This window comes from Mycobacterium sp. MMS18-G62 (assembly GCF_053877835.1).
This window is the reverse complement of sequence record NZ_CM132662.1, coordinates 3,376,464-3,401,190: the sequence shown is the minus strand read 5'-3', so window position 1 is coordinate 3,401,190 and position 24,727 is coordinate 3,376,464. Positions and strand designations below refer to the sequence as shown.

The window sequence follows — 24,727 nt, the reverse complement described above, 5'->3', positions numbered from 1 at the left end:
CCCTATGCCATCACACCGTGGACCAAGATGGCAGTCGTCTGGTCCACCCAGTCCTCTCCGAGGGGCTCGTCGGGTTGCAGCAACAACCGCAGTAGCGTCGCACCGCCGATGATCTCGAGAAGCCTGTCCGGGTTGACGTCCGGGTGGACTTGGCCGCGCCTGACCGCGTCGGCCAACCTTGTCTGCACAGCCGCGAACAGGTTGCTGAAGCGCGCCATGACCCTCGCGTTGAGTTCGGCGTCGGCCGCCATATCGGCGATCAAACCCGGCAGCGCCGCGCGCACAACAGGACTGGTGAACACGTCGCGGGCCGCGGCCATCATCGCGCGGACGTCGGCGGCGATGTCACCGGGCGGCGTCTCGATAGCGGTGGGCGCGGCAGGAAAAGCGGCCTCATGCACCAGCTCGGCCTTGCTGGACCACCGGCGGTAGAGCGCCGTCTTGGTGGTGCCTGCCCGTTCGGCGACCGCGGCCATCGTCAGGTTCGAATAACCAATTTCGACAAGCAGATCCTCCGTCGCGCGCATTATGGCAGCGTCGATACGCGGGTCCCGTGGCCGCCCGGCAGCTGGGGTCTTGTCAACCGGTGACAGGTCTGCTTTCATATCGCTACCCACCGTATCGTAATTATTCCTGAAAGAAGAGTCCCCATGGGTACTGAACCGGCTGTCGAGGATGTCAGCCGACTGCAGCATTCCAGTCGTGATGTCAGCACATTGCCCAGTGTGATGTCCCAGTGGCTGTCGACACTGCTACCCGGCGGTGTGGCGCCCGCGATCACCGTGGAGAGTGGCGTGGACGCGAACGGCATGTCCTCGGAGACGATCATCTTGACCGGCCGGTGGGACGAGGATGGCCGGCGGCACGAGGAGAAATGGGTGGCCCGAGTCGCGCCCACGAAGCAGGACGTGCCGGTGTTCTCGTCGTACCGCATGGATCACCAGTTCGACGTGATCCGCCTGGTGGCCGAGAAGACCGACATTCCAGTGCCGCGGGTGCGGTGGCTCGAGACGACGGGTTCGGTGCTGGGCACGCCGTTCTTCCTGATGGACTACGTGGACGGCCGGGTGCCGCCCGACGTGATGCCCTACACGTTCGGCAACAACTGGTTCGCCGACTCCCCCGCCGAGCGTCAGCGCGAGTTGCAGGATGCCACCGTCGAGGTCATCGCCAAACTGCATTCGATACCTGAGCCCTTGACGACTTTCGGTTTCCTGGCCGAGGCTCCGGCGACAAATGCGTTGCGCCGCAACCTGGACTGGCTGCAGTCCTGGTACCGGTTCGCCGTCCCCGATATCGGCCCGTCGGAGCTGCTGGAACGCGCGCTGGATTGGCTTGAATCGAACTGGCCCACCGACGTCGCCGCCACCGATCCGGTGCTGGTGTGGGGTGATTCCCGCGTCGGAAATGTGCTGTACTCCGGCTTCAAGCCGGTCGCGGTGTTGGACTGGGAGATGGCGACGCTCGGCCCGCGCGAGATGGACGTCGCATGGATGATCTTCGCGCACATGGTTTTTCAGGAGCTGGCTGGCCTTGCCGGATTGCCGGGGTTGCCGGACTTCATGCGGGAATCCGATGTCCGCGCGACGTACGCCAAGTTGACCGGAGTCGAGCTGGGCGAACTGCACTGGTTCTACGTGTATTCGGCCGTGATTTGGGCGTGCGTGTTCATGCGGACCAGTGCGCGGCGGATCCGCTTCGGTGAGATCGAGAAGCCAGATGACGTCGAGTCGCTGTTCTATCACGGCTCATTGCTCAAGCGGCTCATCGGCGAAGGAGAAGCGTGATGCTCGGCCCCATGGATGAGTATCCGGTACACCAGGTTCCGCAGCCGATCGCGTGGCCGGGTTCGAGCGATCGCAATTTCTACGACCGCTCCTACTTCAACGCGCACGACCGCACCGGCGACATCTTCGTGATCTCGGGCATCGGGTACTACCCGAACCTCGGTGTGAAAGACGCGTATCTGTTGGCCAGGCGTGGCGACGTGCAGACGGCGGTGCATCTCAGCGGGGCGATCGACCAGGACCGCCTCAACCAGCATGTCGGCAATTACCGCGTCGAGGTCGTCGAGCCGTTGCACAAACTGCGCATCGTGCTCGACGAAACCGAGGGAATCGCAGCCGATCTCACGTGGGACGGGCTGTTCGACGTCGTCCAGGAGCAGCCGCACATCATGCGGCGCGGCAACCGGATCACGTTGGATGCCCAGCGTTTTGCCCAGCTGGGCGCATGGAGCGGGTGGTTGTCGATCGACGGCGAGGAGATTGCCGTCGATCCGGGTCGCTGGATCGGCAGCCGCGACCGCTCGTGGGGCATCCGGCCGGTCGGCGAGGCTGAACCCGCCGGCCGTCCCGACGATCCGCCGTTCGAAGGAATGTGGTGGCTCTACGTGCCGATGGCGTTCGACGACTTCGGGATCGTGCTGATCATCCAGGAAGATCCCCGCGGTTTCCGGTCACTGAACGACTGCACACGGATCTGGAAGGACGGGCGCGTCGAGCAGCTCGGCTGGCCACGGGTGAAGATTCACTACCGGTCCGGTACGCGGATCCCGACCGGCGCGACGATCGACGCGACCGCATTCGACGGCAGCCCTGTGCGCTTTGACGTGGAATCCAAGCTGCCGGTGCCGATTCACGTCGGCGGCGGGTACGGCGGTGACTCGGACTGGTTGCATGGAATGTGGAAGGGCGACAACTTCACCGAACGCCTCACGTATGACATGACCTCTCCTGAGATCATCGGCCGGGCAGGCTTCGGCGTCATTGACCACGTCGGCCGCGCGGTCTGCCACGACGGCGGCAAGTCCGCGGAGGGGTGGGGGCTGTTCGAGCACGGCGCACTCGGCCGCCACGACCCATCGGGGTTCACGGACTGGCTGACTGTCGCTCCCTGACGAGACTGGCGCGGCTCAGTCGATGTGCGTCGGCGGGTCGGCGAGGGCGAAGTCCGCGGGGAATTGATCAGGACCCATCAAATCGCAGTTCTTGACCGGTATGAGGTAGGAACTGGCGCCGCGAGGTACCACTTGGGGAACTGCCACGCACCGTTGCCAGGTGCCGTCGGGCTGGACCGGGCCATCGCACTTGCTGATATAGGGACCTCCGTAGAGGCAGCCGGCGCTGGCCTGCGGCGCTGCGGCCATCAGCTCTGAGGCCATCAGCCCTGCGGCCATCAGCAGGACGGCCAATCCTCCGACGATGCAACGCTTCATGGTTGTCTCGCCTCCCATCCCTGCCAGCAACCAATGACGCTACCGCTTTGGTAACAGGTTTTTGCCGCCTTTGAAGTCGTGATCCGAAGCGGCCCCGCCGACGGGTTCAAGACGACGTCCGGGCTATTGGCGTCGCGACTGCTCGCAACGGCGTTGCGGACGTGGCGGGCGCACGGCCGAACACCATCGAATCGTCGATGGCCTCAAACGGCCGGCCGATCACGTCGCGCATGAAATTGTGGGTCAGCGCCCATGGCCTTCGGGTGCCCGACTTCGGCAGCGCGTTCGGCGAGCGCAGGACATAACCCGCTGAGAGATTAAAAGCCGGCTGCTCACCCATGCGGCGCTTGCCGAGATGCGGATACGCATGCGTATAGCCGTGGGAGTCCATGTACGCCAACAGCTTTGCCACCGAGCGAGCAGTCAAATCCGCTCCCAGCGTCCACGATGCATTCGTATAGCCGATGCACCACGCGGCGTTGGGAACGTCCTCGAGCAGATGCCGTCGGTAGATGAACCGGTCGTGCGGAGAGATCTTTTCGCCGTCGATGCTGATCTCGACACCGCCCAGCCCCTGCAGTTGTAGGCCCGTCGCGGTGATGATCACGTCCGCGTCGAGGTGCCTGCCGGACTTCAGCATGATGCCGGTGGCGTCCATGTGGTCGATGTGGTCGGTGACCACCTCGACTTCGCCGTCGCTGATCGCCTTGTACAGATCGGCCCCGACGATGATGCACAGTCGCTGATCCCACGGGTTATACGGCGGCGTGAAATGCGTTTCGATGTCGTATCCCGCGGGCAGGTTGCGTTCGGCCATCCGGCGCAGCAGCCGCTTGCTGAACTCTGGCGCCTTGCGGGCGACCGCCCATATCAGCGATCCGACGAACGCGTTACGCCACCGCACAATCCAGTGCGCCACGGGCAGGGGCAACAGCTTTCGCGTCAGGTTGGCCGTCGGCTCCACCTTGGCCGCCGAAAGCATGTACGACGGTGTGCGCTGCAGCATGGTCACGTGTGCAGCCTTATCGGTCAGCGACGGGATCATGCTGACCGCGGTCGCGCCGCTGCCGATCACGACAAGTCTCTTGCCGGTGTAGTCGAAGTCTTCGGGCCAGTGCTGCGGATGCACCACGTCGCCCGTGAAATCCTCGATGCCGGGAAACATTGGGTCATAAGGCTCGTCGTAGCTGTAGTACCCGGTGCCGAAGAACAGGAACCTGCCCCGGTAGGTCTTGGGCACACCGTCCTGCTCGGTCTGCACGGTCCACGTGTCGGTGCCCGAATCCCAATCCGCTGAGCGGACGTAGGTGTTGAACCGAATGTGTTCGTCGATACCGTACTTGTGGGCCGTGTCGGCCAGATACTGCCAGATGTGTTCGCCGTCGGCGATCATCTCCGGGCGCGTCCACGGTTCCCACGGGAAGCACAGCGTGAAAATATCGCTGTCCGAACGGATCCCGGGATAGCGGAACAGATCCCACGTCCCGCCCAGTTGAGCACGTCGCTCCAGGATCGTGTACGAAAGATGCGGGTTCTTCTCGCGAATGCGGTACGCAGCGCCGATGCCCGATATTCCGGCGCCGATGATCAGCACGTCGCTGAACTCGGACATCGTCAACCTCCTACGCGGACTTCGCCGCTCCCGCCTTCGCACGGCCGAACACCATCGACTCCTCGATGCGGTCGAATCGGTGGTCGATCGCGTCCAACACATAGTTGTGCCGCACGTTCCACGGCCGGTGCGTGCCCGACTTCGGCAGCACGTGGGCGGCGCGCTGGACATAGCCGGCGTTGATGTTCCACGCCGGCTTCTCCGGCATCGGCTTGTCCCCGAGGTGCGGGTAGGCGTGCGTGTAACCGTGAGAGTCCATGTAGGCCAGGAGTTTTGCGACCGCGCGGGCGGTGAGGTCTGCCCGCAATGTCCACGACGCGTTGATGTAGCCGACGCACCACGCCATGTTCGGCACGTCCTCGAGCATGTGCTCTTTGTAGACGAACCTGTCCTGCGGCTTGATCTCTGCGCCGTCAATGCTGATCTCGACACCGCCGAGGGCCTGAAGCTGTAGGCCGGTGGCGGTGATGATGATGTCGGCGTCGACGTGCTGGCCCGAACGCAGCGCGATCCCGGTGGCGTCGAAGTGGTCGATGTGGTCGGTGACGACGTCGGCGCGGCCTTCGCCGACGGCGGTGTAGAGGTCGTTGTCGAGGATCAGGCACAACCGCTGATCCCACGGGTCATACCGCGGCTTGAAGTGCACGTCGACCGGATAGTCTTCCGGGAGACTCTTTTTCGCCATCGACCGAATCAGCCATCTGCTGAACTTCGGGGCCTTGCGTGCGACCACGTAGGTCATCACGGTGAAGAACGTGTTGTACAGCCGGACAGCATGGTTGGCGGCCTTGAGCGGCAGCACTTTTCGGATCGCCTGCACCACCGGGTGGATCCGCGGCATCGACAGCATGTACGTCGGCGAGCGCTGCAGCATCGTGACGTGCCCGGCCTTCTCAGTGAGGGACGGGATCATGCTGACCGCGGTCGCGCCGCTGCCGATCACCACCACACGCTTGCCGCTGTAGTCCAGCGACTCGGGCCAGAACTGCGGGTGCACCACCTCACCGGAGAACTGCTCGATGCCCGGAAACTCCGGCCGATAGGGCTCGTCGTAGTTGTAGTAGCCGGTGCCGAAGAACACGAACCGGCCCCGGTAGGTCTTGGACGCGCCGTCCTGTTCCGTTTCGACCGTCCACGTGTCGGTCGTCGAATCCCAATCCGCCGAGCGCACCTGGGTGTTGAACCGGATGTGCTTGTCGATTCCATGCTTACGGGCGGTCTCGGTCAGGTAATCGCGGATGTCGCCGCCGTCGGCCACATTCTCCTGCCGCCTCCACGGCTCGAACGGAAAGCTCAGCGTGAAGATGTCGCTGTCGGACCGGATGCCCGGATACCGGAACAGATCCCACGTGCCGCCGATGCGGGCACGCCGCTCCAACACCGTGTACGTCAGGTTGGGGTTCTTCTCATGAATGCGGTAGGCGGCGCCGATCCCGGAGATTCCCGCGCCGATGATCAGCACATCGGAGTATTCGGCCTGCTCAACACTCACAAAGAACCTCCCTTGGTCCGCCTGGGTACCACGATAGGGCGCAGCGATTACGTGCGTCGACGATCTGTGCCAATGCAACGTGAGAGCCTGGTTGCATGACCATCCCAGCCAATGCCGACGTCGTTGTCGTGGGTGCTGGATTCGCGGGGTTGTCGGCAGCTCGCGACCTGGTGCGGCTCGGGCACGACGTCGTTGTTCTCGAAGGCCGCGATCGCGTCGGGGGCAGGTCGTCGACGACGACGATCGCCGGCACACCGATCGACCTCGGCGGCACCTTCGTCGGCCCCACCCAGGACGCCGTCATCGCGCTCGCGAAAGAACTGGGCTGCCAGACCATCCCCACCCATAACCGCGGCAAGAACCTGATCCGCTGGCGTGGCCGGGTCCGCTCGTACCGCAGCACGATCCCCCGTCTGTCGATCATCGAACTGCTCGACGTCTCCCGCATCCAGTGGCGATTCGAACGCGTCTGCCGGCGGGTTCCGATCGACGAGCCGTGGACGTCGCCGATCGCCGACATCCTGGACTCCAAGACCCTCGAAGACTGGCTGCGGTACGTGCACGCGAGCGCGTCGACCCGCGACCTGATGGCGATCATGGCCCGCGTGACCTGGGGCTGTGAGCCCGACGAGGTCTCGATGCTGCACGCGGTGCGCTACGTGAAGGCCGCCGGGGGGATCGGCCGCATGCTCGACGTCGAGGGCGGCGCGCAGCAGGACCGCTTCCCCGGCGGCACCCAGCAGATCGCGCTGCGGATGGCCGAGGAACTCGGTCCGCGGGTCGTGCTCAGCACGGTCGTGCACAGCATCGAACGGCATTCCGACGGCACCCTCACCGTCGGCTCCGACAAAGGCACGGTGGCCGCCAAGGCGGTCGTCGTGGCAATTCCTCCTGAGCACAGAAGCGGCATCGCGTTCGTTCCCGATCTGCCGCCCGAATACGGCAAGCTCGCGCAACATTGGCCGCAGGGCAGCTTGAGCAAGGCCTATGCCGCGTACGAGAAGCCGTTCTGGCGGGCGGGCGGCTGCTCGGGCGAGGCGCTGTCCGACGAGGGCCCGGTGTTCATCACGTTCGACGTCAGTCCGAGCGACGACGGGCCGGGCATTCTGTTGGGTTTCACCGACGCGCGATCATTCGATCCGTTGCCGCCCGAGCAGCGCCGCGAGCGCGCACTAGCGGGGTTCGCGACACTGTTCGGCGAGGCCGCCTCGCATCCGATCGACTACATCGACCATTGTTGGGGCACAGAGGAATTCGCGCCGGGTGGCCCGACGGCCGCAGTGCCGCCTGGGTCGTGGACGACGTACGGCCCGTGGCTTCGCAAGCCCGTCGACCGTATCTTCTGGGCGGGCACCGAAACCGCCGACGAGTGGACCGGTTTCCTCGACGGCGCGGTGCGGTCGGGCAAGCGTGCCGCCGACGAGGTGCATCGGGCGCTGTCTTAGGCCGACTGCGCCTGGTTGACGGTCTCGATGAGTAGGCGCAGGTGCTTGTTGACCTCGTCGGGGCGCTCGACGATCGCGCAGTGACCGCCGGACAGCTCGACGAATTGCGCGAGGTTGGGCGCCATCTTCGCGATACGCCGCGAGGACACCATCGGCAGCAGCCGATCCTTCTCGCTGCCGATCACCAGGGTCGGCACGGTGAGATTGTCCAGGCCGATGTGCTCGGGCCCGAGCGCGTCGACGAGGGTGCGCGCCCAGCCACCGCGGCCTGCGGGCGGTGTCGACGTGAACAACTCGTGAATGAAGTCCACCACCGACGGGTCAGCGTCGTGGCCGACGGCGATCAAGGACACGAAGCGTCGGCTCGGCCGGTCCACGGCGCGCAGCAGCGGCGCCGCGCCGAACGTCTTCAAGAAGGTGCCCGCAGCCAGGACGCGGACGTCGGCCAGCGGCCCCGGCATGGGCAGTAACTGCACATGGCGCAGCAGGTCGCCGGTGGTGGTGTTGATCAGCGCGACGGCGTCGGCGCGCTCGGGCACGCGCTCGGGATGGCGCTCGGCCCACGACGTGATCGCGATGCCGCCCATCGAGTGGCCGGCGATGACCGCTCTTTCGCCGGGCTTGAGCGTCGCTTCCAGGACGGAGTCGAGGTCTGCTGCGAGGTGGTCGAGGCTGTAGGCATGGCGCCGCACAGGCACGGCGCTGCGGCCGTGGCCGCGATGATCGAACGCGATGACCCGGTAATCCTTCGCGAGGTCTGCGATCTGGTGTGCCCACACCCGGAGCGCGCAGGTGATGCCGTGTGCAAGAACGATCGGGTAGCCGTCTTCGGGCCCGAAGACCTCGGTGTGCAGGCGGATGCCGTCTCTGGAGCGAACGGAAACGACCCGACCCTGTGGCATCACCTCGGCCGCGGCGAAGCGTCTGGACCTTGGACCGGTCCCCTGACCACGTGCCATGCGCGCTCCTATCGGCTGCGGCAACTATGCCGCTAATACCCCAGTTTATCGGCGGTTAACCGCCTGCCGTTGCACAAACGGCGGCGGGTTAAATGGTGCGATGCGCGCGATACAGATAGCTCGGCTGGACGGTCCGCACGCCGCGGAGCTTGTTGAGATTGACGAACCGTCTGCCGACGGCGCGGTTTTGATCGACGTATACGCGGCGGGCGTGGCGTTTCCTGATGCGCTGCAGTCGCGTGGCCTCTACCAGCACAAGCCGGAGATGCCGTACAGCCCGGGCGGCGAGCTGGCGGGTGTGGTGCGCAGCGCTCCGGTTGGGGCGCACGTTGCCGCGGGTGATCGCGTCTGCGGGCTGACGATGCTGTGCGGGGCGATGGCCGAAGTCGTTGCGCTGCAACCGGATCGGGTGTTCAAGCTGCCGGACTCGGTGTCGTTCGAGGCCGGCGCCGGGCTGCTGTTCAATGACCTCACGATGCATCACGCGTTGCGGACGCGGGGCCGACTGGCGCCCGGCGAGACCGTGCTCGTGCACGGCGCGGCGGGTGGGATCGGCACGTCGACGCTGCGGCTGGCGCCGGCGTGGGGTGCGTCGCGGGTTATTGCGGTGGTGAGCACGCCTGAGAAGGGTGAGGTGGCCAAGGCCGCCGGTGCCACGGACGTCGTGCTGGCCGAGGGCTTCAAGGACGCGGTCAAGGAGCTGACTGAAGGCCGGGGCGTGGACATCGTCGTCGATCCGGTGGGCGGAGACCGGTTCACGGACTCGCTGCGGTCGCTGGCGCCGGGTGGGCGGCTGCTGGTGATCGGGTTCACCGGCGGGGAGATCCCGACGATCAAGGTGAACCGGCTGCTGCTGAACAACGTCGACGCGGTGGGCGTCGGCTGGGGCGCGTGGGCGTTGTCGCATCCGGGGTATCTGCTCGAGCAGTGGGCAGAGCTCGAGCCGCTGCTGGCGTCGGGTCGCGTCTCTGCGCCGGTGCCTGTGGTCTATCCGCTCGACCGGGCTGGGGACGCGATCGCGTCGCTGGAGGACCGGACGGCCAAGGGCAAGGTCGTCGTCAAGCTGCGGTAGTCACCGTGAGTGGGGCGATGCGCTGATGATGCGGGCCGCGCGGGCGGCTTGGTTCTTCTCGGTGAGCAGATGGTCGGCGCCCTCCAGCGAGACGAAGCTGCGGGGATGCCTTGCGGCGCGGAAGATTTCGCTGGCGTTGGCGATACCGACGGTGTTGTCGGTAGGCGAATGCATGACGAGCAGCGCGCGTTTGAGTGTACGGATTCGTTCATGAAGGTCGGCGTTGCGGACGTCTTCGATGAAGTGACGCTTGAGCGTCAGCGCCTTGCCGCCGATGCGGAACGGCGCCTCGCCCTCTTGCTCGATGCGTTCGCACAGCGCGTCGTAGGTGTGCTCGACGTGGGCGGGTTCGTAGGGCGCGCCGATGCTGGCGACCGCGGCGACCGTCGGGCATTCGTGGGCGGCGGCGATGACGGCCGAGCCGCCGAAGGAGTGGCCGACGAGTAGGTGTACTTCGCGGCCTTCGTTGTTCATGTATTCGACGGCGCGGACGGTGTCGGCGACCTTGTGGGAGAACGAGCCGTCGCCCCAGTCGCCTTCGGAGTCGCCAAGGCCGAGGTTGTCGAAGCGCAGTATGCCGATGCCCTCGCTGGCGAGCTGTTTGCAGATCCGGCTCGCGGCGGGGCTGTCCTTGCCGAGGGTGAAGCCGTGGGCGAAGACGCCCCAGCCGCGCGTTTCCCCTTCGGGGAGATCGATGATGCCCGCCAAGGCAGGTCCGCTGGAACTCGGAAACCTGACGCGCTCGCCCACGCGCGTCATCTTGTCACTGATTGGCGGATGCGTTGTCGTCGGCGTGCGCCGCAGTCGTATCAGAGGCGGTCGGGCTGTCATGGTCCGTTGCGCCCGATTTGTCCACGGCAGGCGTGTCCGCCGCTGGGACGGCGCGGATGGAAGGGCGCGTGATGTTCTGTTCGCCGACCGGTTCAGAGGTTCCCGTCTTGTGACCACTACCTTCTGGGGCGCCGGTGGCGTCGGCGGAGTCGGCGTCTTGATGGCGGGTTAATTTATTCGTGAATAGGCAGTAGAACGCTCGAAACACCCCCGCTGCCGTGGGCGATGGTGTGCGTCGACCGGACCATCTGATGACCGGTATGCGGCGGATCGTCGGTTCCGAGATTTCTAGAGAACCGCGGATGCGAGCCGCCCGCGACGAGCAGGCGAATTCGGTGGCCAGCACGGAAGCGGTGGGCGATTCCGTCGAGCTCGATGTGCAGCCGCTCTGTGCGGTCTTGGCCGAGCCGAACGTAGCCGTCGCTGACATTGCGGGAACGGCCTTTGCCGTCGACCTCGCTGAGCCTGACGAAGACGTCGGCGTGGGGAATGTCGGTGGTGTGGGCGAGTTCGACGCGCGGATAGCCGATCACGTCGAGGTCGTGGGCGAGCGGTGCTCCGGTGAAGGCAAGGACGTCATGGCGTTGGGCGAGTTTTGTGTCGTTGCGATATCCGGCTGAGAGCGATAGCAGGCGGCCGCCGATGGTCGGCGTCGGGTCGGCGGGGTCGTAGACGAACTGGGACGGTTGGGCTGTGGGCGGAGGCCGGTCGCCGAGCTTCGAATTCGGTTGCAGGTAAAGGGTTTTCTCTTCTGCTGGCGGTGGCCAAGCGTCGAATTCGCACCACTTCCCTGCCCCGGTGACAAAGATGCGAACAGGCGTTGATCTGGTGGACGGCTGGCCGGCGAGTTGGTGGTCAAGCCAATCAAGGGATTCGCGTGTGGTCTGGCCGGCGGCGTTGAGCCCGACTTGGCCGTGCGTCCAGGGGCCGACGGTGAGGGCGACGTCGACACCGCGCTGTTGCAGCTGGCGGTACTGGTCGAGTGTTTGGTTGAGGAACACGTCTTGCCAACCGGTGATGAGAAGGATGGGCACGGTCGCGTTTTCGAGTGCGCGGTGGAGTCGAACGGGCAGCCAGTACTCGGCGGACTGATCGGGATTGGCGACCCAATCCTGGTACCACTGGGCTTGCTCGCCGAGAAGGGCGCGCCCGGCGTCGCCGAGAGGCAGATCGTGCATGGCCGGGCCGACGCGCCACCGTGCGGTGGCCATGCTCACAAGCGTCCGCCAGCCGCCATCCTCCTGATGGGCGACGGTGTCACTCCAGCCGAGGAAGTCGTTGAGCGCGAAGGAACCTGTCCCCCATACGGCTTCGCTGAGGTCATGAGGGCCGACCATGATGACGGCGGCTTTCAGCTCCGGTGGTGGATCGTGAAGGAGCGCCCATTGGGTGAAGCCGAGGTAGGAGGCGCCCAGTGTGGCGAATCGACTGGCGAACCACGGTTGTTCGCGTAGCCAGGCGACGGTGTCGGCGCCGTCGTCGATCTCATGGCGACCGGGATTGAACTCACCGCCGGAGCCGAAAGTGCCACGGGCGCTTTGCATTAGGACGTGGTAGCCGCGTGCGGCATAGATGCGGCCGGTGAGGAGGGCGGACATCCCGCGGCGGCCGTAGGGCCCGCGGATGAGGATCGTTCCGGCGGGTTTCGATGTCGTCGGGGCGTAGTGGTCGGCGAGAAGCTGGACACCGTCGCGCATCGGCACCCGGATGTCGTGGCGCACGGTGTAGTCGGTAGTCGGCGGGGGTAGCCGCAACAGGCGTGTGGCCGTCCTGTCGGCCAAGCGCATCAGCGGCGTCGTCAATTGGGACCCCCGTCATGCGAAACGACCGTCGGAGCATTGTCTCCGACGGTCGTTTCATTTCGTAGTCCTGGAACGGTTCTGGTCGAACAAGTTGCGCCCGATCCAGGTGAAACCCATGTACGACGTGCGAGGGATTAAACGCAGGCAAGACTCATAGGTTGCGGGCACGGCCACAAATTGTGATGTCCAGCCCGCGTATTTTCCCCTCCGCGATGATCGGGTCCTGATTAGCTTGTCCAGTGCCGCTTCCGCAAGAGTTAGAACCCCATGTTGTCGACGTCGGCGACGCGCTTCGAGGTGTGATCAACGCGGTAAGGGACGCGCGTTACGACAGACGCACTGATGAGCCAGATAGCGGGTTGACTGTCGGTGAAGCGCGCCGAAATATTGAGGCGGCGAATCAAAACTGGGCCAAGGTAAGTGCGGCTTTCGAAGCGGCGCTCGATGCCACATTGCGTGAACGGCCGGAGGAGGCATCGGAGATCCAGCTGGCGCGAACTGCGCTTTCACAGCTGCAACTGAGCTTTTCAACTGAGATGGCCCTCGTCCAGGCACTTGATGCACAGGACGAGAACCTCAAACTCGCCAACATTCCTGCTTGGCCGACGGAGGGTCGTGCGGTGCTCGAGGAGGCCGCGTTCGGGTCCCCGGGAACTGAAGCCACCAGCCTGATGAGCTTGATTCGGGTCGGCACCGATGACGACCCAGCCCCGGAACCCGCTGGGCAACTGTATGGTGACGCCGTCGGGCATGCGATCCGCGTCATTCGACGTCAGGCGGCCGAATCGATTAACAGTGTGCTTGTTGGATTGGCTGCGGTGCCCCTCATGGACTGGATCCCGCTCCCAACGGGCACTGAAGCCGGGAAGCTCGTACGGGATCTGTTGGACGAGCCAGCCTCCTGGGCGGTTGAGGAAGTGACGAAACAATTGCCGCGGGGTATCTCCAAGTGGTCACGGTGGGCTCTTGGAAAGGCGACTCAGTTGCTGAAAAAGGTCCTCGGCAAGCAGCGTTTCGAGGCGCTCGATCGGCTACTGGCCAAGGGTGCAGCTACTACCGGAACGGACCTCCTTGCCGACGCATTAGTGTGGGTATACGACACTGGTGATGTCATACAGCGCGGCGAAGCGGCGTTTGACCCTCCGGGAAAGCCGCTGAAGGTTCAAGAGCGCAGGAAACGTGGCGATCGGCTCAGCAAGCTGGAGAAGTCAAACAAACGATGGTTGACGCCGATTAAGGTTCTGTCGCCCGGAGTGGGACATTTGTGGAGTGTGCCCATTCCACTGGGTCCGGTTGCTATTCCTGCCGCCCCGGCCGCAGCGGCAGTGTTGCTCGCATGGGCGTTGGTCTTGTCCGGGGACCAACTTGACACTCGCTACCCCTACCCCAATTTCTGGAAGGGCGTTGTTCGGCGCGCGCAAGGCGAGTAGGCAACATCGCGGAGCAGGGATCCCAACAGTCCGACCAGTATCTATGTCGGAGCATCGACTTCGTCGAATTGCCTTACCAGCGCGGACAATTCAGAGCGCGACGAGATTCCGACCTTCGTGCTGGCCTGGTAGACGTGACCTTCGACCGTGCGCACCGACAGCGACAATGCCTCGGCGATCTCTTTGTTGGATAGCCCGCGCGACAGCAGGCGGGTGATCTCGTGCTCGCGTCGCGTAAACGGCAGCGGCAGTTTGGCCGCGGAGAGTGCAGGGCTGACCGCTCCCCCGCATTGCTTGGCGAGCAACTGCGCCCGGCCACTTGAGGTAAGCGCACTTCCCCGATTCCCGTCGCGACGGTGCAGGGTGGCCGCCTGGGCAGCGGCATCGGCGGCGACCAATACGTCACCCATTGCCTCGAACTCACGCGACACTGCATCCAGACCGGCGGCGTCGGCGGCGGCCAGGGCGCACGCATAGCGCGCCGACATCGGCGCCCGAGGTCCCTCCACTTGCGTGGCCAATTCAGCAAGTCGGCCGGCGCCATCAGTGTCGCCGAACTGAACCGCCGTCTGCAGGCACAACACCTCTCGTGCCAGCTGGCCGTGGGTACGCGCGAATTCGGCTGCACGAGAACACATATCGCGTGCTTCGGACACACGGCCCTGTACCGCGCTCACCCAGGCAGTGGCCACCAGGTAGGTGGGTTCGAGATATGTCCATGTCGGGTGTCGGCTGATCGCGGTCGATGCAGCAACGGCCGCGCCGACGTCCCCGGACCGGGCAAGGGCCTCAATCTGCGGAATCCTGATCCGGTAGAACACACCACCGCTGTCACCCGAATCGCCGAAACCCTCACTCGCCGAACGCAAGTACCGCAATGTGGCGGTAAGATCGCCACTACCGATCGAGGTTATCCCCAGCGCCGCCAAGGCCATCCACTGCGACATGCCGGGGAAATCTGCGCACCGCTGAAACTCACGTTTTGCGACCGTGACCGCTTCGTCCACATAACCCGCTGCCAGCAGACCGTATGCGTGGAATTCTGCCAAGCCGGTGCCGTGAATCGCATCGTGCGGCGATTCGGCCTGCACCCTGTACCCGGCCGAAGCACTACGCGTGGCCTCCTGGGCAAGACCTAAGTCGCCGAGTGCGATGGTCTCGACGGTGTGGCCTACCACCCGACCGACATCGTCCAATCGGTCGTAGTCGACCGCGGCCATCGCATGGATCGCCGCGGCCGGTTCGGCTGCCATCACGTGTCCGATGGCGCGGAACGTTCGCAGCGAGTGGTTGCGGTCCTCATCGCCGGGTGTCATCGCCGCTTCGATGAAAGTCACCGCTTCGTCGGCTTTCTGAAGTGGCCACATCAGCACTGCCGCGCGCAGGATCACGCCATTGAGGAAGCCGGGCACCGCCAACTCGTCCGAGTCGAGGGTGTCGAGGATTTCCTGGGCTGCCTCTGCCTTTTCTTGAAGGAAGAGGATGTGCGTCAGAAGAAGTTTCGCCTCTGGGGTTGGCTGCGCGGCGATAGCCTCCCGGCACAGGCGCTCGGCGAGGCGAAGATCGAGCCGCGCCGCGGCCACTCTCGCGGCCCGCGACAGCACTGTCGCATCGGGCGGCAGATCCGACTCCAGCCACAGCAGTCCGAGCCGAAGCGGGTCGCCGACGTCAGCTTTCGCCATCGCGGTCGCGACCTGTCCGCGCAGCCGACGCAGCCGCATCGGACCGCAACGGCTCAAACGGATCTCGCTATATAAGGGATGGCCGACACAGACCGCGTCGCCGGTGGAAGCCACGTTGACGAGTTCACGTTGTTCGGCCGCCTCGATCGCCTGTGGATCGGCCAGCGTCATCAAGAGCTCGCGGCCGATGGGCTCGGCGATGGCGACGAGGTCGACGACGTCGCGCACTTCGTCGGGCACCGCACCGATCTCCTGCTCGACGAGTTCGACCAGCGACGGTGACGCCGAATACGTCCCCTTCCAACGCCATTCGCCGTCCACCCTGGCCAATCTGCCCGTCTCCCGTTCATGGTGGACGAGGTGCTGCAGGAAAAGCACATTGCCGCGGCTCAATCTCCACATGCGCTGCGCGCAGCCGACGGCCAGCGGCCCGTCGAGGACGGTCGTCAACAGGTGGTCAGATTCGTTGCGCGACAACGGTTGCAACTCCATGCGCCGCAGCAGGCCGTCCTTCCAGAGCGACGTCACCGCATCGGCCGCGGGCTCACCGGTGCGGATCGTCACAATCACGCTGGCCATGTCCTGCAGCACCAGTTGGTGCACGACCAGAGCGGACAAGTCGTCAAGAAGATGCGCATCGTCGACGACAACCAACAACGGAGCGCCTCCACTGCCCGCTGCCAATTCGACCAGCACCTTGCGGGCCAGTGCCAACGGCGACGTGTCGCTGTCATCGGCCCACCGGGCGAACGCGCCTAGCGGGACGTGGCGTCCGGTGGCCGTTCCGGCGACGCGGCGCACCACCCATCCCGCCTGCGCGACAACATCGGCCGCCGCGCGCGCCAGCCGGGTCTTACCGACGCCCGACAGCCCAGCGAGGACGATTCCCCTACGCTCGTCGCCCGCGAGCGCTTCACGGATGACGCGAAGCTCCTCCGCACGGCCTGTCAGCGGCCACCGCTCCAGCACGCAGCAAATTCTATCCAGACAGTTAATTCGCCGGGCTACGCTTTTCCAACGCTGTGTCCAGTTTTCTCCTGGCCAAATCGAGAAAAGTCGACAGGCATTCCGGTTCGATGTCGAGGTACGTGCAGATCACCTCGTCGGCGACGCCCGCATCGGCCAGGCGCAGAGCCAATGAATGGGATTCCGGCAGGCTGCGCAGCGCCGCCTCGTACTCGCATTCTGCACTCATATGGCTACGACGAACGCCAGACCTTCGGACTGTCAGGTGCGGCCATCGCGATCCCCCCTCTGCATCGATTGCCTTGGGGTGTCGACGGTTACACACGCGCCGGCTACCGCACCGGGTAGCCGACTACCTGGATTCCGTGAACTGGCGGCACCCGACTACTTGGGTTCGACTCCGTGCCTTCCTGACTTTGAAGACGATTCGCTCGATTCGATATTTCGCACAATCCGCGCGTCAATTTGCCCAATAACCTGCAGCTTGATCGGCGGAGATCGATGCCTTTGTCAAGTATGAGGGAGCGCGACATGACCAACCATGCCTTGTATATCGGCCGCGTCGGGGCGTTGGCGGTGGCGCTGGGTATCGGGATGGCGGTGACGAACACTCCGTCGATGGCGTGGGCCAGTCCGGAGTCGACCAGCAGTGCCGACGGCACCGCGGGTGGGGCTGATTCGAGCACCCCGAACACCGCCGATTCGGCGGCGCCGACGTCGGGGGGTTCGACCCCGTCGGGCGGTTCGGCACCGTCGGGTGGTTCGGCGGCGTCGGGCGGTACGACAGCGTCGGGGGGTTCACCGGAGTCGAGCGTGTCGGCATCCGGTGGTGCCAATACCTCGGTGTCGGGGTCGACCGGCGTAGCCGGCGGCTCGCAGACCACCAGCTCACCGTCAGCAGCGTCTGGCGGCGCGGATCCGGCCGTGACGTCGGGCACGCGGGCCAAACACCATGACGGTGCTGCCTCCAATGTCGGGGCCGCCTCCGGCCCGGCCGGCGTGGCTGACGCCGACGTCCGCGGCAGCAGCGGGCCGTCGGCAGGCAGCTCGACACCCGATACGGCGCATGCGTCGGTGCTGGCGGCGGTCCCCTCAAGCGCCGCTTCGGATGTGGGGCCGTTAATCGCGCAGCGGTCGGTGTCGACTACCGCCAAGGTGTCGGAGCCGACGGTCGCGGTCTTGCCGCCGGCGCCCGCGGCGCCGCCATTGACCGGTGTCATCACCGGGTTGTTGTCGTGGTTGGGGCTGGGGCCTGCGCCGCAGTCGTCCGCCGGGGATGCGGGTGATCCGGTCGGGGCGCCGGTGATGTGGGCGGCGTTGGCGTTTGCGCGCCGCGAGGTCGGTGTTACGGCGGCCAAACCTAAGGTCAGCCAGGCGACGTCGGGCGCCGATCCGGCCTCCACGAGCCTGACCGTGACGTCGGCCCGGGCTTTGACGCCGGCGGTGTCGGCGCCGCTACCGGCCGCGAGCCCCGCGGTGGCCCCGGATCCGATCGGCGACTTCATCCGGATCTTCATCTCCAATGGCACCGCGAGTCATCCCGATGCCGGGCTGTTGATCGGCAACGGATTCAGCTACGACGCGACCACCTGCACCGGCGCAACGGCGTGCAACGGTGGACGAGCGGGTTTGATCGGCAACGGCGGCAACGGATTCAACGGCGGCGCCGGCGGTAACGCCGGGTTGGACGGTAATGGCGGAGCCGGCGCGACCGGCGTCATCGGTATCAACAACGGCGCCGGCGGTCATGGCGGTAATGGCGGATTCTTCCTCGGCAACGGCGGAGCCGGCGGGGCCGGCGCGGCCGGAGTGGCCGGGGTCAACAACGGTGCTGGCGGCGCTGGCGGAGCAGGGGGCAACGCCGGCCTGGAGTCGGAATTCGGTGATGGCGGGGCCGGCGGGACCGGTGGGGCCGGCGCGGACGGCACGGACGGCACGGACGGCACGCCCAGTTCCAATGGTGTCAATCCGGGCGAGTCGGGCACCAACGGTGGCGCCGGTGGCGCTGGTGGGGCTGGCGGTGCGGGCGGGCACGCCGCCGGGTTGTCGCTGTTCAACAGCGGCGGTGCCGGTGGCGCCGGTGGTGCCGGCGGCAAAGGAGCCGCAGGCGGTAACGGCGTGGCCGGCCAGATCGTCACCCTGGCCGGGGCTGATGGCAGTGCGGGCGGAAGCGGCGGCAACGGCGGTGCCGGCGGCGCCGGCGGACACGGCGGGTCCGGCGGGGCCGGCTCGCTGTTGACCGGCCACGCCGGCGTCAACGGCGTCGGCGGTAACGGCGGAGCCGGCGGCAACGCCGGCACCCCCGGCGACGGAACCGACGGCGTGGCCGGTGACGCCACCCACCCCGACGGCGGCAAGGGCGGCAACGGCGGCAACGCCGGCGTGGCCGGGGTCGGCGGGGCCCGTGGGGCGGCCGGCACCGGCGGTATCGGTGGCAGCGCAGGCACCGCAGGCGCTAACGGCGCCGCGGTTCTCAGCGGCGGCGACGGCGGTAAGGGCGGTGCCGGGTTCACCCCCACCGCCGCCGGGGCCAGCGGCGGTGACGGTGGCGCCGGCGGGGCCGGCGGATCGGTTGGCAAGGGGGGTGACGGCGGCGCCGGCGGCAACGGCGTGGACGGCACCAACGGCAACGACAGCTCTGTACTCATTTTTCCCTTTGGCACCATCTTCGAGCCCGCCGGCAACGGCACGGCCGGCGGTAACGGCGGCAAGGGTGGCGCGGGCGGCCTAGGCGGCTCGATCTCCGGCGACGGCGGCGCCGGCGGGACCGGCGGGACCGGGGGCCGCGGCGGGTCCGGCGGCAACGGCGTCGACGGCGCCAACGGCACCTTCGGCACGCTCGCCAACCCAGGCACCGGCGATGGCGCCGACGGCACCAACAGCGGCAACGGCGCGGCCGGCGGCAGCGGCGGCGCCGGAGGCAATGCCGGTGGCACGGCCGGCGGGACCGGCCACGTCGGCCGCAACGGCGACGGCGGCAATGGCGGAGCCGGCGGTAATGCCGGCACCCCCGGCGACGGCGGTGCCGGCGCGGCCGGTGACGCCACCGATCGCAACGGCGGCAAGGGCGGCAACGGCGGAAATGCCGGCACGATCGGCACCGGCGGTACCCGCGGAGCGGCCGGCACTGGCGGCACCGGCGGCAGTGCAGGCACCGCAGGCGTCGACGGCACGATCCCCAGCGGCGGCAACGGTGGCAAGGGCGGTGACGGGTTCAGCCCCACCACAGCCGGCGCCACGGGCGGTGACGGAGGGGACGGTGGCAATGGCGGTTCAACCGGCAACGGCGGTGCCGGCGGCAAGGGCGGCAACGGCGCGGCCGGTTCCAACGGAAGCCCCTTCCCAATGCTGGATCAGAACGGACAGCTGGTCTTCATTGCCGGAAACGGCACCGCGGGCGGCAACGGCGGTAAGGGCGGCGCCGGCGGCTTGGGCGGCTCGATCTCCGGCAACGGCGGCGCCGGCGGCGTCGGCGGTAAAGGCGGCACCGGTGGGAACGGCGCCGCGGGCGCCGACGGGGCCGAAGGCACCTTCGCTGCGATCTTCGTTCCCAACGTGGGGGTCGTCCTCGGCACAGGTAAGGGCGGCGCCGGCGGCGACGGCGGTAACGGTGGGGCTGGCGGCAACGGTGGAGCCGGCGGCAACGGCGGCGGAACGGCCGGCGGGACCGGGCACGCCGGCGATAACGGCGACGGCGGCGCTGGAGGCTCCGGCGGCAGAGGTGGTATTCCAGGCAACGGCGGCAACGGCATCAACGCCCCCAACGCGTTCTACGTGGGCGGTGCCGGCGGCAATGGCGGAAACCCGGGCGCAGCCGGGACCGGCGGCACCGGCGGAGCGGCCGGCACCGGCGGAAACCCCGACAGCGGCCACACCGGCGGACACGGCGCCGATGGAACCGCGGTCACCAGCGGCGGCAACGGCGGCAATGGCGGCCGTGGCGCTAACTCCTCCTTAGCGGGTGTTGCCGGCACCAACGGCGGGGCCGGCGGCAACGGCGGATCAGTCGGCAACGGCGGCAACGGCGGGGCGGGCGGCAACGGCCACGACGGTACCGCCGGCGGGCAAGGGACCGACGGCGCTGGCGGTAATGGCGCGAACGGCGTGAGCGGCACGAACGGCGGCGCCGGCGGGGCCGGCGGCAAGGGCGGCTCGATCTCGGGTAACGGCGGCCAGGGCGGGGTCGGCGGCAACGGCGGCGACGGCGGCGACGGCGGCAGAGGCGGCAACGGCAAGACGCCTAGCGACTTGTTCCTTAGCGGCCAAGACGGCGGCCATGGCGGCGGGGGCGCTTCCGCCGGCGTAGGCGGCGCAGGCGGAGCAGGTGGCGCAGCCATGGGTTCAGGCAACGGCGGCGCAGGGGGTGCCGGCGGGGTCGGCGGAATCGGTGGCGCCGGCGGGACCGGCGGAATCGGCGGTCAGAACAGCTTCAACTTCAGCCTGGCCAATGGCTACATCTATACGCATGGCGGGGACGGCGGCCGCGGTGGCTATGGCGGCGACGGCGGAGCAGGCGGCGGCGGCGGAGCAGGCGGCGCGGCCTACGGATCAGGCAACGGCGGGGCCGGCGGGGCCGCCGGAGCCTCCGGGGCCGGCGGTGTCGGGGGAACCGGCGGCAGAGGCGGCCAGGACATCAATAATTACAGCTCCAGTGCCGGTCGAGGCGGGTACGGCTCCCGGGGCGGCGAAGGCGGGGATGGGGCCACCGGCGGCGCAGGCGGCGTAGCAAAGGGATCGGGGAACGGCGGAGCCGGCGGAGCCGGCGGGACCGCTGGGGTCGGCGGGGCCGGTGGAGGCAGTGGGTTCGGCGGCTTCAGCGACTTCGACAGCTCCGGCAGCTTCCAGGCGGGTGACGGCGGGACCGGCGGGCGCGGCGGTGCCGGCGGGGCAGGCGGCGCGGCGCAATCAGGCGATGGCGGTGCCGGCGGTGCCGGCGGTGCCGGCGCCGGCGGAGGTGCTGGCGGGACCGGGGGCAACGGCGGCACTCAGTACAGCAGCGGTGGCGGCACCGGCTACGGCGGGAAGGGCGGTAAGGGCGCGGCGGGCGGCTTCGGCGGCGCGGGCGGCGCCGGCGGCGACTCCATTTCTGGGCGCGGCGGGAACGGTGGTGTGGGCGGTGTCGCCGGAACTGGTGGGGTCGGTGGCCAAGGTGGTGCGGGCGGCGCCGCCTTCGGTCTCACTTACGGCTCAGCTGCCTGGGGCGGCCGCGGCGGTGACGGCGGCGGTGGCGGCAACGGCGGCACCTTCGGTGGCCCAGGTGGCACCGGCGGCGACGGCGCAATCGGCGGCAACGGCGGCGACGGCGGAAACGGCGGCAACGGCGGCAACCGCGGCGCCGGCGGAGCTGGCGGACGGGGAATGCAAACCACCAATATCTTCGGTCAAACCGACGGCGGCACCGGCGCGACTGGCTTCACCGGTACCCCCGGACAGGCCGGCTCCGGCGCCCCCGGAGCCCCCGGCGGCACAGGCACACCCCCCGGGACGCAAGGTAGCCGCGGCGACGACGGCGCGAACGGCCTGTGATGAGCTCAGCGGAGCTGGGGTATGTCGGTCACCACGCTCGTCAAGCCCGCCGTGCCGTCCGACCTCCTCTCCCTCGTGGCGATCGTCATCTTGCGTTGGTTCCACAGCACAATGTGCGAACATCACAGCGCGATATCCGCAGGCAGCGCGGACTTTAGGCCGAAGGGGCGCACATGCCATCCATCCATTTCATCTCGGGTCTGCCGCGCTCGGGCTCGACGCTGTTAGCGGCGTTGCTGCGGCAAAACCCGCGCTTTGAGGCCGGGATGTCGGGTCCGCTGGCTGGCCTGTTTGGCGCCTTGCTGGATCAGATGAGCGCGCGCAACGAGTATTCGGTGTTCATCGACGACGCCAAGCGCCGGCGCATTTTGCGTGGGTTGTTCGACAACTTCTATGCCGAGTGCGGTGCCGAGGTCATCTTCGACACGAACCGAGGGTGGTGTGCGTGGATGCCCGCGATTGCGCAGCTGTTCCCCGATGCGAAAGTGATTGCGTGCGTGCGCGAATTGCCGTGGGTGATCGACAGCATCGAACGGCTGATCCAGCGCAACGTCTTCAGCCCATCCTCGATCTTCAACTACAGCGCCGGTGGCAACGTCTACACCCGCGCCAACGGCATCGCGAGCCAGGATGGCCTGGTCGGCGCTCCCTACGATGCGCTCAAGCAGGCGTGTTATGGCGCGCAACGGGATCGACTGCTGTTGGTGCAGTACGAAACCCTGACCACCGACCCGGCCAAGACAATGCACACCATTTACGCGTTTCTCGGCGAGCCGGTATTCGAGCACGACTTCGACCACATCGACTACGACGTCAGCGAATTCGACCACCGAGCCGGTACGCCGGGGCTGCACACCGTGGGCGGCTCGGTCAACGCCGAGCCCCGCGCGACGTTGTTGCCGCCCGACCTGTTTCAGCGTTTCGTCGGCGACGCCTTCTGGCGTGACCCGAACAGAATTCCCGAGGGTTTACAGATCGTTTGAACTGCCGGTGGTCACACCAGGATGCGCGCGGCCGTCTCGTTTTGCTGACTATGACGTGAACGGGATGAATTGATCAGCCCACCAGATGCCCCAGGTCACAAGATCGGGGTTCCATACAACTGGCTGGAAGGGAATGTCGTCACGATCCCACGGACGCCAAGTCGCAGGCAGCCCATAGAGCCACGGTTCTCCCCAGTGCCCCGGCGGGACGCCGACTAGTTCGGGAGCCGCAAGATCCGCACCAGGGACGTTTCCTTGCATGACCTGTCCAGGCGGGCCGAACGGATTATGTCCAGGCGGATCAACTCCCGGAACCCAACAGTCAACTCCGGGTATGCATGGACCTGGATCATGTGGTTTGGCTTGGGCAAAGCCCGCGCCGCCCAGAGTGCCGAAGCCCAGCGCGACCAGTGCGGCACCGGCCGCGAGTTTCTTCAATCTCATCGTGCTCATCGTGAACTCCTTGTCCCGCGGTCTGCACTTTCCGGTGCGGTCGCGCAGCGCGTTTGACTTGTTGTTCATGGCTCACCGCCCAGCGTTGGACCGTTAGGCAGGTAACTACCTTGAATACCCCGATGCGAACGACTGAAACCGCCCCGGCTGGCCTGGCAGGGCGCGGTCCCCACATCCGACGGTCCGGGGTTCACTGCATCCAACGGCGGAGGCATGAAAACGGCCCTCGGAGTGTTCTCCGAGGGCCGTTCCATTTAGTAGCGGGGACAGGATTCGAACTTGCGACCTCTGGGGCGCGCGGACTGTATCGAACCGCCGACCGCTGGTGTGTAAATCCCTGCCCGGCTGTATATCTCGTTTCACGCGGTGTCAGCGCGCGATCGAAGACACAGGTCAGGCGGTCACTCGTGTCCGTAGGGTCCGGTGACTGTCGGGCTGTATGTGTATGTCTTGGCACACTCGTGGCACAACGGTGGTTTCGGCCCCAGGCGGTTGGACACATTTTGAAGGGGAATTGCGAGGCAATCTCAGCTACGGATGAGGGCCGATCGTGGTGATGGTCAGCGTGTCAGCGTCGGGCCCGTACACCCACCAAATGCGCCAGGCAGAGGGCGTGCGGTTCTCTACATAGGACTCCCACACATCCTCACCGTTGGGACCCGTCAGCGAGTGGTACTTGTGCGATTCAAGGCCAGGATGCGATGGACCGATATCCCTCAGCAGGCGCAGCGCTTTCTTGACCTTCTTCGTCTTCACATCACGGGGGCGAGTTTGAAGATCGTTCATGACGGCTTGCGCTTCATCGGTGTAGAGCAAAGTGAACGGCGGAGCGCTCATTCTCCGTCGTCGTCGCCGTCCAAGTAGTCGTCACGGCGCGACACCCTTCCCGCCGCGGCATCAGCGAGCCCACGCAGCAGTGAGTGTCGGACAGACTCGTTCTCCCACACCAGCAATTCGCGCTGAGGGATGGACGCCATCGGGGTCAACAACAACTCACCAGAAGCCCGGCGCGACACCAGGAAGCGATCGTTGCGGTGCACACCGATACGCCCGAATGCGATGCGCCCCCGATCATCCGCCGTGACCTCGGTCACCGGCTCGAACGCCGGATCAGCGGTCATGTGCTGCCTCTTCCCCATCGAACTTCGAATACACGTCAAGTATGCGCCTCACGGGGTTAGTGGGCAACGGAACACGTGGGCAATACCCACGCCAGGCTCGGCGCTGTGTATCTCGTCGAGAAATCCCTGTAATGGC

Annotated in this window: 19 protein-coding genes; 7 read left to right on the top strand and 12 right to left on the bottom strand. The window is 66.7% G+C overall.

The features are described from left to right. Positions 1–2: 2 nt before the first annotated feature. Positions 3–605 carry a TetR/AcrR family transcriptional regulator gene (locus ACWW36_RS16930; protein ID WP_456137154.1) on the bottom strand — a complete coding sequence of 201 codons (603 nt, stop codon included), beginning with the start codon at positions 603–605 and terminating at the stop codon, positions 3–5. Positions 606–650: 45 nt separating this feature from the next. Between ACWW36_RS16930 and ACWW36_RS16925 the strand changes: the two genes are divergently transcribed. Both ACWW36_RS16925 and ACWW36_RS16920 read left to right on the top strand, forming a co-directional pair. Further along, positions 651–1,787: a phosphotransferase family protein gene (locus ACWW36_RS16925; RefSeq protein WP_456137153.1), complete on the top strand. Its 1,137-nt coding sequence runs from the start codon at positions 651–653 to the stop codon at positions 1,785–1,787. Further along, positions 1,787–2,899 (top strand): hypothetical protein, encoded by a 1,113-nt coding sequence (locus tag ACWW36_RS16920; protein WP_456137152.1) that lies wholly within the window; start codon positions 1,787–1,789, stop codon positions 2,897–2,899. Before ACWW36_RS16925 ends, ACWW36_RS16920 begins: the two co-directional genes overlap by 1 nt. 15 nt (positions 2,900–2,914) lie before the next feature. Here the strand turns inward: ACWW36_RS16920 and ACWW36_RS16915 are convergent, their stop codons facing one another. The 3 genes from ACWW36_RS16915 to ACWW36_RS16905 form a co-directional block, all read right to left on the bottom strand. Continuing rightward, the gene (locus ACWW36_RS16915; protein WP_456137151.1) at positions 2,915–3,217 is read right to left on the bottom strand and encodes a CDGP domain-containing protein; all 303 of its coding nucleotides are present in this window, start codon (positions 3,215–3,217) and stop codon (positions 2,915–2,917) included. Positions 3,218–3,323: 106 nt separating this feature from the next. Continuing rightward, positions 3,324–4,829: a flavin-containing monooxygenase gene (locus tag ACWW36_RS16910; RefSeq protein WP_456137150.1), complete on the bottom strand. Its 1,506-nt coding sequence runs from the start codon at positions 4,827–4,829 to the stop codon at positions 3,324–3,326. Positions 4,830–4,839: 10 nt separating this feature from the next. After that, positions 4,840–6,321 (bottom strand): flavin-containing monooxygenase, encoded by a 1,482-nt coding sequence (locus tag ACWW36_RS16905; protein WP_456137149.1) that lies wholly within the window; start codon positions 6,319–6,321, stop codon positions 4,840–4,842. Positions 6,322–6,416: 95 nt separating this feature from the next. Between ACWW36_RS16905 and ACWW36_RS16900 the strand changes: the two genes are divergently transcribed. After that, positions 6,417–7,766: a flavin monoamine oxidase family protein gene (locus ACWW36_RS16900; protein ID WP_456137148.1), complete on the top strand. Its 1,350-nt coding sequence runs from the start codon at positions 6,417–6,419 to the stop codon at positions 7,764–7,766. On the opposite strand, the gene ACWW36_RS16895 is transcribed toward ACWW36_RS16900, so the two are convergent. Continuing rightward, entirely contained in the window at positions 7,763–8,725 is a 963-nt protein-coding gene (locus ACWW36_RS16895) for an alpha/beta fold hydrolase (RefSeq protein WP_456137147.1), read from the bottom strand. The genes ACWW36_RS16900 and ACWW36_RS16895 overlap by 4 nt on opposite strands. Positions 8,726–8,825: 100 nt before the next feature. Here ACWW36_RS16895 and ACWW36_RS16890 point away from each other — a divergent pair, with 100 nt between their 5' ends. Then, positions 8,826–9,797: an NADPH:quinone oxidoreductase family protein gene (locus tag ACWW36_RS16890; RefSeq protein WP_456137146.1), complete on the top strand. Its 972-nt coding sequence runs from the start codon at positions 8,826–8,828 to the stop codon at positions 9,795–9,797. On the opposite strand, the gene ACWW36_RS16885 is transcribed toward ACWW36_RS16890, so the two are convergent. Next, a complete protein-coding gene (locus ACWW36_RS16885) occupies positions 9,798–10,547 on the bottom strand; it encodes an alpha/beta hydrolase family protein (protein ID WP_456137145.1) in 750 nt (249 codons plus the stop codon). 254 nt (positions 10,548–10,801) lie between these two features. Next, positions 10,802–12,415, bottom strand: a complete 1,614-nt coding sequence (locus ACWW36_RS16880; protein ID WP_456142520.1) for a CocE/NonD family hydrolase — start codon at positions 12,413–12,415, stop codon at positions 10,802–10,804. Positions 12,416–12,729: 314 nt separating this feature from the next. Between ACWW36_RS16880 and ACWW36_RS16875 the strand changes: the two genes are divergently transcribed. Further along, positions 12,730–13,860: a hypothetical protein gene (locus ACWW36_RS16875; RefSeq protein ID WP_456137144.1), complete on the top strand. Its 1,131-nt coding sequence runs from the start codon at positions 12,730–12,732 to the stop codon at positions 13,858–13,860. Positions 13,861–13,901: 41 nt separating this feature from the next. Here ACWW36_RS16875 and ACWW36_RS16870 read toward each other — a convergent pair whose 3' ends face one another. Together ACWW36_RS16870 and ACWW36_RS16865 are read right to left on the bottom strand one after the other, a co-directional pair. Then, positions 13,902–16,511 carry a LuxR C-terminal-related transcriptional regulator gene (locus ACWW36_RS16870; RefSeq protein WP_456137143.1) on the bottom strand — a complete coding sequence of 870 codons (2,610 nt, stop codon included), beginning with the start codon at positions 16,509–16,511 and terminating at the stop codon, positions 13,902–13,904. 22 nt (positions 16,512–16,533) lie between these two features. After that, positions 16,534–16,737 (bottom strand): hypothetical protein, encoded by a 204-nt coding sequence (locus ACWW36_RS16865; protein WP_456137142.1) that lies wholly within the window; start codon positions 16,735–16,737, stop codon positions 16,534–16,536. A gap of 302 nt (positions 16,738–17,039) precedes the next feature. On the opposite strand from ACWW36_RS16865, the gene ACWW36_RS16860 reads away from it, so the two are divergent. Together ACWW36_RS16860 and ACWW36_RS16855 are read left to right on the top strand one after the other, a co-directional pair. Next, on the top strand, positions 17,040–22,034 hold the full coding sequence (locus ACWW36_RS16860) for a PE family protein (protein ID WP_456137141.1): 4,995 nt from the start codon (positions 17,040–17,042) through the stop codon (positions 22,032–22,034). A gap of 173 nt (positions 22,035–22,207) precedes the next feature. Then, on the top strand, positions 22,208–23,017 hold the full coding sequence (locus ACWW36_RS16855; protein WP_456137140.1) for a sulfotransferase family protein: 810 nt from the start codon (positions 22,208–22,210) through the stop codon (positions 23,015–23,017). Between the two features lie 48 nt (positions 23,018–23,065). Here the strand turns inward: ACWW36_RS16855 and ACWW36_RS16850 are convergent, their stop codons facing one another. From ACWW36_RS16850 to ACWW36_RS16840, 3 genes are all read right to left on the bottom strand, one after another. After that, a complete protein-coding gene (locus ACWW36_RS16850) occupies positions 23,066–23,470 on the bottom strand; it encodes a hypothetical protein (protein ID WP_456137139.1) in 405 nt (134 codons plus the stop codon). A 531-nt stretch (positions 23,471–24,001) separates the two neighbouring features. Further along, positions 24,002–24,307: a hypothetical protein gene (locus tag ACWW36_RS16845; protein ID WP_456137138.1), complete on the bottom strand. Its 306-nt coding sequence runs from the start codon at positions 24,305–24,307 to the stop codon at positions 24,002–24,004. Next, positions 24,304–24,591 carry a hypothetical protein gene (locus ACWW36_RS16840; RefSeq protein WP_456137137.1) on the bottom strand — a complete coding sequence of 96 codons (288 nt, stop codon included), beginning with the start codon at positions 24,589–24,591 and terminating at the stop codon, positions 24,304–24,306. Before ACWW36_RS16840 ends, ACWW36_RS16845 begins: the two co-directional genes overlap by 4 nt. Positions 24,592–24,727 lie beyond the last annotated feature (136 nt).

What these genes read in the sequence shown, in the direction of transcription:
- ACWW36_RS16890 (WP_456137146.1), top strand. Translation starts at nt 8,826, where the DNA reads ATGCGCGCGATACAGATAGCTCGGCTGGACGGTCCGCACGCCGCGGAG.
- ACWW36_RS16845 (WP_456137138.1), bottom strand. Translation starts at nt 24,307, where the DNA reads ATGAGCGCTCCGCCGTTCACTTTGCTCTACACCGATGAAGCGCAAGCC.
- ACWW36_RS16840 (WP_456137137.1), bottom strand. Translation starts at nt 24,591, where the DNA reads ATGACCGCTGATCCGGCGTTCGAGCCGGTGACCGAGGTCACGGCGGAT.
- ACWW36_RS16895 (WP_456137147.1), bottom strand. Translation starts at nt 8,725, where the DNA reads ATGGCACGTGGTCAGGGGACCGGTCCAAGGTCCAGACGCTTCGCCGCG.
- ACWW36_RS16855 (WP_456137140.1), top strand. Translation starts at nt 22,208, where the DNA reads ATGCCATCCATCCATTTCATCTCGGGTCTGCCGCGCTCGGGCTCGACG.
- ACWW36_RS16920 (WP_456137152.1), top strand. Translation starts at nt 1,787, where the DNA reads ATGCTCGGCCCCATGGATGAGTATCCGGTACACCAGGTTCCGCAGCCG.
- ACWW36_RS16880 (WP_456142520.1), bottom strand. Translation starts at nt 12,415, where the DNA reads ATGCGCTTGGCCGACAGGACGGCCACACGCCTGTTGCGGCTACCCCCG.
- ACWW36_RS16865 (WP_456137142.1), bottom strand. Translation starts at nt 16,737, where the DNA reads ATGAGTGCAGAATGCGAGTACGAGGCGGCGCTGCGCAGCCTGCCGGAA.
- ACWW36_RS16850 (WP_456137139.1), bottom strand. Translation starts at nt 23,470, where the DNA reads ATGAGCACGATGAGATTGAAGAAACTCGCGGCCGGTGCCGCACTGGTC.
- ACWW36_RS16925 (WP_456137153.1), top strand. Translation starts at nt 651, where the DNA reads ATGGGTACTGAACCGGCTGTCGAGGATGTCAGCCGACTGCAGCATTCC.
- ACWW36_RS16860 (WP_456137141.1), top strand. Translation starts at nt 17,040, where the DNA reads ATGACCAACCATGCCTTGTATATCGGCCGCGTCGGGGCGTTGGCGGTG.
- ACWW36_RS16915 (WP_456137151.1), bottom strand. Translation starts at nt 3,217, where the DNA reads ATGAAGCGTTGCATCGTCGGAGGATTGGCCGTCCTGCTGATGGCCGCA.
- ACWW36_RS16930 (WP_456137154.1), bottom strand. Translation starts at nt 605, where the DNA reads ATGAAAGCAGACCTGTCACCGGTTGACAAGACCCCAGCTGCCGGGCGG.
- ACWW36_RS16900 (WP_456137148.1), top strand. Translation starts at nt 6,417, where the DNA reads ATGACCATCCCAGCCAATGCCGACGTCGTTGTCGTGGGTGCTGGATTC.
- ACWW36_RS16910 (WP_456137150.1), bottom strand. Translation starts at nt 4,829, where the DNA reads ATGTCCGAGTTCAGCGACGTGCTGATCATCGGCGCCGGAATATCGGGC.